An 11234-nucleotide genomic window follows, 5' to 3' on the forward strand; every position below is an offset into this window, starting at 1 on the left:
TGGGCCACGAGCCTGGCAAATGAAGATTTATTAACGACGCCATCCAGTATTCATTAAGACCCTCGGGTTGATAAGTCCTGCTTGTTCCTTATTGACCTTAAATGGGGCGGTGACCACGACCGACCGCCGCGGAGCCCTCCGCTTCGGCGCCGGACTCACCGCCGCCGCCCTCACCACCGGCTGCTCCACCACCGCCCGCGACCCGGTGGCCGCCGGGCACTCCGCGAGCCCGGCCCACCCCGCCCGTGCCGCCCCGCCGGCCCCGGCCCCCCGCCGCTTCCCCGGGCAGCCCGCCCAGATCGACCACGGCCCCCGCGACCGCCCCCGCGTCGCCCTCACCTTCCACGGCCAGGGCGACCCGGCCATCGCGTACGCGCTCCTCAAGGAGGCCGAGCGGGCCCACGCCAGGGTGACCGTCCTGGCCGTCGGCACCTGGCTCGACGAGCATCCCGCCGTGGCCCGGCGCATCCTCGACGGCGGCCACGACCTGGGCAACCACACGCTGAACCACCGCGACATCAACACGATGTCCGAGGCCGAGGCACGCGCGGAGATCACCGGCTGCGCCGACCGCATCCGCCGCCTCACCGGCTCCATCGGCACCTGGTTCCGGCCCTCGCGCACCCAGCGGGCGACCCCGCTCGTCGCGAGCCTGGCCCGCACGGCCGGCTACCCGCACGTCCTGTCGTACGACGTCGACTCCCTCGACTACACCTCGCCGGGCGCCGCCGAGGTGACCCGCAAGGTCAGGTCGCAGATCCGCGAAGGCTCGGTCGTGAGCCTGCACTTCGGTTACACGGACACGGTTGCCGCGCTCCCCGCCCTCCTGGAAGACCTCGACCGCCGCGGCCTCGCCGCGGTGACCACCACGGAGCTGCTGACATGACACCCCGCCGCACCAGCACCGCCGCCGTACTGATCGCCGCCGCCACGGTCCTCGCGGCCCTCGCGGGCTGCGGCACCGGCGCCAAGGAGCGCCGGGCCACCGAGGCGCTCGGCACGCACGGCGTCAAGGCCGTCAAGCCGAAGCCGGTCGCGCAGGGCCTGCCCGGCATGCCGCCCGTCCTCGACCCCAAGGACATCTACGCCGCCGACCGCCCCAACAAGCTGTCGCCGGTCGTCAAGGACTTCCCGTCCCGGATCTACGTGCCCAACACCGAGTCCGACACCGTCTCCGTCATCGACCCCAGGACGTACAAGGTCATCGAGACGATCAACGTCGGCAGCCAGCCGCAGCACGTCGTGCCGTCCTGGGACATGAAGACGCTCTGGGTCAACAACGACAAGGGCAACACGCTCACACCCATCGACCCGAAGACCGGCAGGGCCGGCAAGACGGTGGACGTGCACGACCCGTACAACCTCTACTTCACGCCCGACGGCAAGTACTCCATCGTGATGGCGTCGCTCGACCGTGAGCTGGTCTTTCGCGACGCGCACACCATGAAGACCCTCAAGACCGTGCCCGTCAGCTGCTACGGCGTCAACCACGCCGACTTCTCGGCCGACGGCCGGTACTTCATCGTCTCCTGCGAGTTCAGCGGCGAACTCCTCAAGGTCGACACCGCGAAGATGAAGGTCGTCCGCCAGGAGCGGCTGCCCTTCAAGGGCGCGATGCCGCAGGACGTCAAGATCTCCCCGGACGGCAAGACGTTCTACATCGCCGACATGGTGGCCAACGGCATGTGGGTCCTGGACGGCAAGAAGTTCACCACCCCCAAGCTCCTGCCCACCGGCAAGGGCGCCCACGGCCTCTACGTCAGCCGCGATTCCCGCGAGATGTACATCTCCAACCGCGGCGAGGGCACCGTCTCCGTCTTCGACTTCGCGAAGAACAAGCTGACGAAGAAGTGGACGCTGCCCGACGGCGGCAGCCCCGACATGGGCGGCGTCTCCTCCGACGGCAAGATCCTGTGGCTTTCCGGCCGTTACGACTCCGAGGTGTACGCCATCGACACGCGTACGGGGAAGCAGATCGCCCGCATCCCCGTCGGTGACGGCCCGCACGGCTTGGCCGTGTACCCGCAGCCCGGCCGCTACTCCCTCGGCCACACCGGCATCTTCCGCTAGCGCCGGCAGGGCGCGATGAACAGCGCCTCCGCGCCGACGGGACGGTAACCGGCCGCCTGGAACGCCCGCACACTGCGGGCGTTCCCGGGGGACTGCTGGGACCACACCGGCCCGCCGTCCGGGACCAGATGCCGGGCGGCCACCGCGAGGAGCCGGCCGAGGCCCCGGTGGCGCGCCTCCTCGTCGACCTCGATCGCCGTCTCCCAGCGGCCCGCGACGCCGCGCCCGAGGACCAGTACCCCGCCGTCCGCCCCCCACATCCGCACGTCGTCGCGGCGCACGCGCGCCCGCACCACCCGCGGATGGTCCGGGTCCGCGATCTCCTTCAGGGCCACCGGCGGCTCGCCCGGCAGGGCCGGGGCCACCGTGAGCAGGTCCGTCGTGTCATGGCGGCGCCCCGTCCGCTCCATGAGCGCGCCGAGAAACCGCGGATTCATCGTCGCCGCCAGCGGATCGCAGTCCAGGCCGCGCAGCGTCTCGTGCACCCACTGCGGGTCCTCGTCCGTGAACACCACCGAGTGGGCGGTGAAGGCCAGCACCCCCGCGTCCCGGTGATCCGCCTGCGGCACCACCGTCGTGCCTCCGTTCGGCGGGGGGAAGACCCCTCGCGCCGCGGCGTCCAGAATGTCCCGCACAGTGCCCGGCATGACGTTCCCCCTCGGCTCGCTTGAGTCTCCACCCACTGGAAGGCCCAGACTCCTCAACATGATCGACGACGGCCCGCGGCTGCTCACCATCGGGCAGCTGTCCCGGCGCACCGGCCTGTCGGTGCGCACCATCCGCTACTGGTCCGACGTGGGCGCCCTGCCGCCCCTCGGACGCAGCCAGGGAGGCTACCGCCTGTACGACGCGCAGTCCCTCGCCCGGCTCGAACTCATCCGCACCCTGAGGGAGTTGGGCCTCGGCCTGGACGACGTACGACAGGTGGTGGACGGGGAGACGGACATCGCGTCCGTGGCCGCCGCGCATGTGGCGGCGCTGGACGCGCAGATCCGCTCGCTGCGGCTGAACAGGGCCGTCCTGTCGACCGTCGCGAAGAGGAACTCGAGCGCAGAGGAGATGGCCCTGATGAACAAGCTGGCGCGGCTGAGCGCCGCCGAGCGCAAGCACATCATCGACGACTTCATGGAGCAGACCTTCGGCGGCCTGGACGCCGCCGACCCGGACATCCGCACCCGGATGCGGGTCATGGTCCCCGACCTGCCGGACGACCCGACGACCGAACAGGTCGACGCGTGGGTCGAGCTGGCCGAGCTGATGCAGGACCCGGACTTCCGGGCGCACATGCGCCGCATGATCGAGTTCAACGCCGCCGACCGCGGGCCCGATGTGCCGCCGGGCAGCTCGCTGTGGTTCATGAGCCGCCTGGTGCAGCTCGCCGGGGAGGCGCGCGAGCGCGGCGTCGCGCCCGAGTCGCCCGAGGCGGAGGAGGTGCTGCGGGGCCTGCTCGGCAACGCCGACCCGGCCGCCGTACTGGAGCGCATGGAGGCCGCGGCCAACGACGACGTGGCCCGTTTCCGTGACCTGGTGTCCCTGGTGCGGGGCCTGGAGACGCTGCCCCGGCACAACGAGGAGTTCGCGTGGGTGGTCGCCGCACTGCGCGCTCGTACAGCCGGTTAATCTGACCCCCGTCAGTGTTACAGCAAGAAGGGGTGGACCCGGTGGCGGACATCGAGGAAGCACGCAAGGCGTTCCAGCGGTTCGACGCGGACGGCGACGGCTTCATCACAGCGGCCGAGTACAAGAGCGCGATGGCTCAGATGGGCGACTTCAACGTCACCGAGTCGGTCGCCGAGGCGCTCATCGCCCGACAGGACGGCAACGGGGACAAGGTCCTCTCGTTCGACGAGTTCTGGGCGAACCTGAACAAGGCCTGAGCGCCGATACCCCAGCTCCAGCGTCTTTGAGGGGGCGCCCGCCGGACTCCCGGCGGGCGCCCCCTGCGCCCGCTACCGGGCCGCGACCGCCCGGTTCACGGCCGCCAGGACCGCCTGGACCGACGCCACCAGCGGCGAGGGATCACGGCCCGCGCCCCACGCGGTCACGCCGTCGACCCGGCACTGCGCGTACGCCGTCGCCTCCTCGCCGTGCGCGTCCTCGGTGAAGTCGACCACGTCGACGCCGACCCCGGCCGCCGCGAGCGCGTCCACGAACGCGGACAGCGTCCCGCCGCCCTGCCCCTCGAAGTCGCCTGTCCGGTCGCCCACTTGGAGGGTGCACACGAACCGGTGCGCCTGCCCCTCGCCGTCCGTCGACCACGCTGTCAGGGACACGTGTCCGGCGCCGCGCCCCGGCTCCAGATAGGCCGAGCGGAACACCTCGTACAGGTCCTTCGGGGTCGCCTCGTGCCCGCTGTCGTCCGTGGCCTCCTGGACCACACGCGCGTACTCGGGCCGCATGCGCGCCGGCAGATCGACGCCGTGGTGCGTGGCGAGCAGATATGCCATCCCGCCCTTGCCCGACTGCGAGTTGACGCGGATCACGGCCTCGTAGCTGCGGCCCACGTCCGCCGGGTCGATCGGCAGGTACGGCACGTCCCAGCGGGCCTCCTGCGCCGGGACCCCGGCCGCGGCCGCCGACGCGGCGTGATGCGCGAGGCCCTTGCTGATCGCGTCCTGGTGCGTCCCGGAGAACGCCGTGTAGACGAGGTCGCCCCCGTAGGGGTGGCGGGGGTGCACGGGCAGCCGGTTGCAGTGCTCGACCACCTCCCGTACGGCGTCGATGTCGGAGAAGTCGACCATCGGGTCGACGCCCTGCGCGTACAGATTCATGGCCAGGGTGACCAGGTCGACGTTGCCCGTGCGCTCGCCGTTGCCGAAGAGGCAGCCCTCGACGCGCTGGGCGCCCGCGAGGACCGCGAGCTCCGCGCAGGCGACGCCCGTGCCTCTGTCGTTGTGCGGATGCACGGACAGGATCACCGAGTCACGGCGGGACAGGTTCTTGTGCATGTACTCGATCTGGTCGGCGTACACGTTCGGTGTCGCGATCTCGACCGTCGCCGGGAGATTGTGCGTGACCGGCCGGTCGGGGCTCGCGTCCCACAGCTCGGTCAGGCCGTCGCAGATCTCCAGGACGAAGTCCGGCTCCGTGACGTTGAAGGTCTCCGGGGCGAACTGGAAGCGGATGTGCGCGCCGGGCCGGGCGTCAGCGAGGCGCGCCATGTGCGCCGCGGCGTCCCGCACGGTCTCCCGCACCTGCGCGCGGTCGCGGCCGAGCACGACGTCGCGCCAGACGCGGGAGGTCGGGATGTACAGATGGACGACCGCGCGCGGCAGGCCCTCGATCGACGCGAAGGTGCGCTCGATCAGATCGCGCCGCGCGGGCGTGAAGACGACGGGGGTGACGTCGTCGGGGACGGCCCCCGACGTCACCAGGTGGCGTACGAAGTCGAAGTCGGTGCGGCTCGCGGACGGGTAGCCGACCTCGATCTCCTTGAACCCCGTGCGGACGAGCAGTTCGAAGAAGCGGCGCTTGCGGCCGGTGTCCATCGGTTCGGCGAGAGCCTGGTTGCCGTCGCGCAGGTCGACGGGGACCCACAGGGGAGCCTGCTCGATCCGGGCCCCCGGCCAGCTCCGCTCCCGCACGGGGACGTCGACGCGGTCGTGGTGCGGGCGGTAGCGGTGGTACGGCATGGGGCCCGGCTGCTGCGGGTTCCAGTCGTAGGCGGTGGTCATGGGTGACGTGTCCTTCGGCTCGGTCGGACGACGACCGGCAGCACGGCATCCCGCGGCGGGGTGCCGGTCGCGTCAGGCCCCGCCGCGGCAGCCGAGAAGAAGGAGACCGCGGAAGATCACGAGCAGTAGGCTAGTCACAGCTCAGGTCCTCAGACAAGTGGTGGGCGGAAAAGGGAAGGCCGCGTCGGCCGGGGGATAAAGTCTCCGCGTTCACGCGCTGTTCAGGACGACAAGGCGACCAGCCGTGCTCAACAGCGGTGTTCCAACGCGGTGTTCAAAGCGGCGTTCCAACGTGGTGTTCAAGAAGAGCAGGTGATTCCCGTGGCGCTTGGCGCGCTCCGTCCCAGCCCTCTGGTCGAACAGGCCGCCGAGCGGCTGCGCGAGCAGATCGCGTCGGGGCACTGGCCCGTCGGCACCAAGCTGCCCGGCGAGACGACCCTCGCCAAGGAACTCGGCGTCGGCCGCTCCACCGTCCGCGAGGCCCTGCGCGCCCTCGCCGGCGCCGGACTCGTCCGGGCCCGGCAGGGAGCCGGTGTCTTCGTGACCGCCGACCGGCCCGTCGACGACTGGCCCGCGCGGCTGCGCGCCGCGGCCGTCGCCGACGTCTACGAGGTCCGCGTCCTGCTGGAGGTCCAGGCCGCACGTCTCGCCGCACGCCGCCGCACTCCCGAGGACGTCACGGCGATGCGCGCCGCCCTCGACGCGCGCAGAGCGACGGCACAGGAGGGCGGAGCCGCGTTCGTGGACGCCGACATCGCGCTCCATACGGCGGTCGTGGCCGCCGCCCACAACCCCGTACTCACCGACCTCTTCGCCGAGTTCGCGCCCGCCCTGCGCCAGGGCCTCATCGACCTGCTCGACCTCGTCGATGTCCGCGCCGCCGAGGCCGGCCACGGCGACACGGCGCACACCGCGCTGGTGGACGCCGTCGCGTCGGGCGACGAGGACGCCGCGGAACGCGAGGCGCGGGAGGAACTGGCCGTGATGCGGGGGAAGCTGGCGCGCACGGACTAGGGGGTGTGCGAGGAGGGCGTGTGCGAATAGGGCGTGTACGGGCCCGTTCGTACGGCACTCGCGCATAGCCTGGCCGACCAGGAGGTACGTGACCACGCGCGTACCGCACGCTCCTCCGGAAGGGCTCGACATGAAGATCGGCATCATCGGCGCCGGCAACATCGGCGGCAACCTCACCCGCCGTTTCACCGCGGCCGGCCACGACGTGTCCGTGGCCAACTCGCGCGGCCCCGAGACCCTGCGCGACCTCGCCGAGGAGACCGGTGCCACGCCGGTGACCGTCGCCGAGGCCGCTCGCGGCGCCGACGTCGTCGTGGTGACCGTCCCGATGAAGGCCGTCCCCGGCCTGCCCGACGACCTCCTCGACGACGCGCCGGAAGGCGTCACCGTCATCGACACCGGCAACTACTACCCGCAGCAGCGCGACGGCCGCATCGCCGCCATCGAGGAGGGCATGCCCGAGAGCCGCTGGACCGAGCTCCAGATCGGCCACCCCGTCGTCAAGGTCTTCAACGGCACCTACGCCCACGAACTCCTCGACAAGCCGCGCCCCAAGGGCGACCCCGAGCGCATCGCCCTGCCCGTCGCCGGCGACGACGAGGCGGCCAAGGCGGTCGTACGCGGCCTGCTCGACGGGATCGGCTTCGACTCCGTGGACACGGGCAGTCTCGACGAGTCCTGGCGCCAGCAGCCCGGCACCCCCGTCTACGGCCTCGCGGCGGACGCGGACACCGTCCGCAAGGCCCTGGCCGAGGCGTCCCCGGAACGCACGGCGGAGTGGCGCGCCTGAGTCACCGGGTGCGGGGGCGCGTCACGGGGTGGCCCAGTCCCGCAGCGCGCCCTTGCTCGTGAACTGGGCGACGTCCTTGTCGAGCGGGCTGTCCGTGTACTGATGGAACTTCCAGGCAGCCTTGATGCGCGGCTTGCCGGCCGTCGTGTAGTCGGCGATCCAGAGCCCGTCGCCGGCGTAGGACGTCGTGTCCACCGTCAGCCAGAAATTCCTGTTTGTGTAGAGCAGGACTCGGTGATGCGGGCGCAGGCGCTTCACCTCGCGGATGAAGCGGTCCTTCTCCGCGTTGCTCGCGTGCGTTCCCTCCCCGGTCGTCTCCCAGTCCACCGCCAACAAGTCCCCGGCCTTCTCAGGGGCCTTGCTCACGAAGTACTCGGCCTGGGCGGTCAGGTTCCCCGGCCACAGGAAGTGGTAGAAGCCGACGACGCAGCCGCCGTCACGGGCCAGCTTCGTCTGGGCGGTGAGCCGTGGATTGACGTAACTGCGCCCCTCCGTAGCTTTGATGAAGACGAACGACAGGCCTTCCGTGTCGAACGTGGACTGGTGCGAGCTGACGTCGATGCCGCGCAGCATGCTGGCCTCCTGGTCGGTGGGGCGACGAGGTCGAAAATCCATCGTCCCCGATCCGGTCCCGCCCGGGTACCTCTTTCCGCAGGTTGATCCGCCTGTGCGGTGAGTCGCGCCGCCAGGACGTTTCGGTGGTCGCAGTCTTGGAACACGCTTTACATGGGACCCTGCAACTGCCGGAGCCCTGTCGCTGTCTGACAGTGAGTTGGGCCCGTTGGGGGGCATGGGTGAATCGGAGAGTGGGGCAGGTCGTGGGACGGCGCAAGGGCGGAATAAGGATCGCGCTCGTGACGGTCGCGGTGCTGGTGGGCGCGAGCGCCTGTGGCGGCGGCAGTGGCGACAAGGCAGCGGGCGGGAACGACGGGAAGGCGGCGGGGAAGCCGGGCGCGAGCGCCAAGCCCTCACCGGCGAAGCCCAAGGGTCCGCCGATGCTCCTGGAGACGATCACCCCGCTGAGCGACGCCAAGGTCGGTGTGGCGATGCCGATTTCGGTGGTCTTCACCAACCCCGTGGCCGCCAAGGCGCGCGCCTCCGTCGAGAAGCACATGAAGGTCAGCACGTCGCAGCCGGTGGCCGGCGCCTGGCACTGGTTCGGCGACAGGCGCGCCGACTGGCGCCCCAAGACGTACTGGCCCTCCGGTACGAAGGTGAAGGTCGACGCCGACATGAAGGGCGTCAGCAACGGCAACGGCCGCTACGGCGTGCACGGTTACACGCACTCCTTCACGGTCGGCGACGACGTCCGGGCCGACGTCTCCGTCACCGGTCACACCATGAAGATCACCAAGAACGGCCAGGCCGTGCGGACGCTGTCGATCAACGCGGGCAGCGCCGAGTACCCGACGTGGAACGGCACGATGGCCGTCATCGACAAGCAGGAGAAGGTCCACATGACCTCCTGCAGCGTCGGCATCAGCTGCGACAAGGGCAGTGCCAACTACTACGACCTGACGCTGCCCTGGGACGTCCACCTCACCCAGTCCGGCACCTACGTCCACTACTCGACCGGTGACCCGAACCCGGGCAGCGGCTCGGCCCGTGGCTCGCACGGCTGCGTCCACCTGTCGCTGTCCGACGCCAAGTGGTTCTACGGCCAGGTCAAGCAGGGCGACCCCGTCACGATCACGGGCTCGCCGCGCGCCAAGGCTCCGGCCGACAACGGCTACGCGGCGTTCAACCTGAGCTGGGACCAGTGGCTCGCAGGCAGTGGTGCGGGAGAGGGCACGACGGCGACCCTGTGACGGCCGCCGCCCTCAGCCCCCGCTGATCGTCAGCACTCGATGATGTTGACGGCGAGGCCGCCCCGCGCCGTCTCCTTGTACTTCACGGACATGTGGGCCGCTTTTGACTAAGGGTGTGACCTGCGGGTTTGGCATAGGCAGGTCCGACTGGCGTCACGTCAGGGACTTTTCAGGGACGTTCATGCCGACAGTTGCCTACAAAGATATCCGGAGTACGTGCCGGTGAGCGGGTTGGTGGGGCGCCGGTGCGTCTCCCACTACTGGTACGAACCGGTGATGGGAGTACGTACTGCTACTTCCGGGATCCGACACGGCAGCTGTAGTTCTTGATCACGGCTGGTCGTGACGGCGGTGTCGTTGCTGGTGGCACGCTGTCGCAACGGCTTGGTGGCGGCGGCGCCAGGCGGTCCAGTGCAGTACGTGATCCCGGTCGCGGACTGGTGGGGGCAGCGCGAGGGCCCGCAGGAGACGGATGAGTTCGGGGCAGGTCAGCGGGACGAGTTCAGGCCGCTCCTCGGTGGCCTCGTGGACGGCGGCGGTCGTAAGGGCGAGGACAGCGGCGGCGATCAGGGAGAACAGCGACCAGCGCATCCAGGAGTTCCAGCAGGTCACCTGACCCTGGTCGAGTCCGGTGAAACCCTTGGCGAGTTGGAAGGTCTCCTCGATCCGCCACCTGCGGGAGATCACTTGGACCAGTGTGCCCAGCGAGACGTTGCCGGGAGTCCAGCAGCGGAAGTAGGACACCTCGCCGGTGTAACGGTGCCGCCGCGCGACCAGCACACTCGTCCCGGCCCCTACACCGGCTGCGTTCTCGTTCTCGTTCTCGTTCTCGTTCTCGGCGGGAGCATCGTCGGGACGGACATCGAGCCAGGCCCAGTCGTACTCGCGGGTGCCCTTCGTGCCGTGTCCGGTCTGCCTTCGCATCCACTGCCCGGGCCGCACCTTGTTGATCAGTTTGCGGGCCTCCCACCGACGGCCGGACCCGTCGGTGACCTGATATGTAGCGGCGATCCCGACCGTGTAGCCGAGCCCCAACGCCCGTACCCCCTGGCGCAGTTCGCGTCCGCAGTACACCTCGTCGCCCGCGAACCAGCGGGCCTCGCTCCCGGCCGCGAGCGCATCGGCGACCATGGTCAACGCCTGCTGCGGCTTCGTCGCGAACCCGATCTTCTCCGGCACCCCGGTCACTCCGCGGCGTTCCTCGTCCGCGGCCCAGTCCGCCGGGAGATACAGGGCCCGATCGATGATCACCTTCGTCGTCGCGGTGACCACCGCCAAATGCACCGCCACCTGGCACAGTCCCACGCCGCCGATCGCACCGGAGTACTGCCGGCCGGCGCCCACACAGTCCGTGGACGACTTTGCGTCGCCCGTCTCGTCCACGACCAACACCACGTCCTGCCCGGCGAGTTCGCCAATCACCAGGCGGGTGATCTCCTTCCGGGCCTCCTCGTGGTCGAACCGGGCACGGGACAGCAGGTGCTGCAGCCGGTGCGGGCCCGGGTGTCCCAGCGCCTGCGCGAGCGTCCAGCAGTTCCGCGTGTCCACTTCCAGCAACAGTCCAGCGACCAACTCCGCCGCTGTCGTGCGCGTCTCGCATCGCGCGAAGCAGCCCGAGACCACCGCCATCGCCCTCCCGAACGTCTGGCCCCACGCCCGCTCGACTATCGTGGCCTCCACGGCCACCGCGTCTTGATACGTCGTCACAAACGTTCATGATCGCGGTGGCCGTACTTGCGCCCGCCCGCACCCCGGCAAGCCGCTGAACAGCGAAGACGACGGAACTACAGCTGCCGTGTCCGAGGACCAACGCGAACGGTGGTGCACTGGCAGGTGTACACGTCGGCCCCTTCCTGCCCGATCGGCGAGACCCTGTAG

Annotated in this window: 11 protein-coding genes; 7 read left to right on the top strand and 4 right to left on the bottom strand. The window is 70.2% G+C overall.

All coding sequences use genetic code 11. The features are described from left to right. Positions 1-109: 109 nt before the first annotated feature. Both ACY0PA_RS28790 and ACY0PA_RS28795 read left to right on the top strand, forming a co-directional pair. A complete protein-coding gene (locus tag ACY0PA_RS28790) occupies positions 110-886 on the top strand; it encodes a polysaccharide deacetylase family protein (RefSeq protein WP_473080467.1) in 777 nt (258 codons plus the stop codon). After that, positions 883-2070, top strand: coding sequence for a YncE family protein (locus ACY0PA_RS28795; protein WP_473080468.1), 1188 nt, complete (start codon positions 883-885; stop codon positions 2068-2070). Before ACY0PA_RS28790 ends, ACY0PA_RS28795 begins: the two co-directional genes overlap by 4 nt. Here the strand turns inward: ACY0PA_RS28795 and ACY0PA_RS28800 are convergent. Then, the gene (locus tag ACY0PA_RS28800; RefSeq protein ID WP_473080469.1) at positions 2067-2717 is read right to left on the bottom strand and encodes a GNAT family N-acetyltransferase; all 651 of its coding nucleotides are present in this window, start codon (positions 2715-2717) and stop codon (positions 2067-2069) included. The two genes, ACY0PA_RS28795 and ACY0PA_RS28800, sit on opposite strands and share 4 nt — an antisense overlap. Positions 2718-2775: 58 nt before the next feature. On the opposite strand from ACY0PA_RS28800, the gene ACY0PA_RS28805 reads away from it, so the two are divergent. Next, positions 2776-3690 carry a helix-turn-helix domain-containing protein gene (locus ACY0PA_RS28805; protein ID WP_473080470.1) on the top strand — a complete coding sequence of 305 codons (915 nt, stop codon included), beginning with the start codon at positions 2776-2778 and terminating at the stop codon, positions 3688-3690. Positions 3691-3731: 41 nt separating this feature from the next. Next, positions 3732-3947, top strand: coding sequence for an EF-hand domain-containing protein (locus ACY0PA_RS28810; RefSeq protein WP_473080471.1), 216 nt, complete (start codon positions 3732-3734; stop codon positions 3945-3947). Between the two features lie 72 nt (positions 3948-4019). Here ACY0PA_RS28810 and leuA read toward each other — a convergent pair whose 3' ends face one another. After that, positions 4020-5744 carry a 2-isopropylmalate synthase gene (gene leuA, locus ACY0PA_RS28815; protein ID WP_473080472.1) on the bottom strand — a complete coding sequence of 575 codons (1725 nt, stop codon included), beginning with the start codon at positions 5742-5744 and terminating at the stop codon, positions 4020-4022. A gap of 321 nt (positions 5745-6065) precedes the next feature. On the opposite strand from leuA, the gene ACY0PA_RS28820 reads away from it, so the two are divergent. After that, entirely contained in the window at positions 6066-6758 is a 693-nt protein-coding gene (locus ACY0PA_RS28820; protein WP_473080473.1) for a FadR/GntR family transcriptional regulator, read from the top strand. Between the two features lie 130 nt (positions 6759-6888). Then, positions 6889-7548 carry an NADPH-dependent F420 reductase gene (locus tag ACY0PA_RS28825; RefSeq protein ID WP_473086464.1) on the top strand — a complete coding sequence of 220 codons (660 nt, stop codon included), beginning with the start codon at positions 6889-6891 and terminating at the stop codon, positions 7546-7548. A 21-nt stretch (positions 7549-7569) separates the two neighbouring features. On the opposite strand, the gene ACY0PA_RS28830 is transcribed toward ACY0PA_RS28825, so the two are convergent. Then, a complete protein-coding gene (locus ACY0PA_RS28830; RefSeq protein WP_473080474.1) occupies positions 7570-8121 on the bottom strand; it encodes a glycoside hydrolase family 25 protein in 552 nt (183 codons plus the stop codon). A 245-nt stretch (positions 8122-8366) separates the two neighbouring features. Between ACY0PA_RS28830 and ACY0PA_RS28835 the strand changes: the two genes are divergently transcribed. After that, positions 8367-9356 carry a L,D-transpeptidase gene (locus ACY0PA_RS28835; RefSeq protein ID WP_473080475.1) on the top strand — a complete coding sequence of 330 codons (990 nt, stop codon included), beginning with the start codon at positions 8367-8369 and terminating at the stop codon, positions 9354-9356. 330 nt (positions 9357-9686) lie between these two features. On the opposite strand, the gene ACY0PA_RS28840 is transcribed toward ACY0PA_RS28835, so the two are convergent. After that, positions 9687-11063, bottom strand: a complete 1377-nt coding sequence (locus ACY0PA_RS28840; protein ID WP_473080476.1) for an IS701 family transposase — start codon at positions 11061-11063, stop codon at positions 9687-9689. Between the last annotated feature and the right edge of the window lie 171 nt (positions 11064-11234).

This window comes from Streptomyces sp. DS1-CR2 (genome assembly GCF_055760475.1).

Bases quoted from the DNA above. Each gene is read 5' to 3' on its own strand.
- ACY0PA_RS28795 (WP_473080468.1), top strand. From the start codon at position 883: ATGACACCCCGCCGCACCAGCACCGCCGCCGTACTGATCGCCGCCGCC.
- ACY0PA_RS28800 (WP_473080469.1), bottom strand. From the start codon at position 2,717: ATGCCGGGCACTGTGCGGGACATTCTGGACGCCGCGGCGCGAGGGGTC.
- ACY0PA_RS28805 (WP_473080470.1), top strand. From the start codon at position 2,776: ATGATCGACGACGGCCCGCGGCTGCTCACCATCGGGCAGCTGTCCCGG.
- leuA (WP_473080472.1), bottom strand. From the start codon at position 5,744: ATGACCACCGCCTACGACTGGAACCCGCAGCAGCCGGGCCCCATGCCG.
- ACY0PA_RS28825 (WP_473086464.1), top strand. From the start codon at position 6,889: ATGAAGATCGGCATCATCGGCGCCGGCAACATCGGCGGCAACCTCACC.
- ACY0PA_RS28830 (WP_473080474.1), bottom strand. From the start codon at position 8,121: ATGCTGCGCGGCATCGACGTCAGCTCGCACCAGTCCACGTTCGACACG.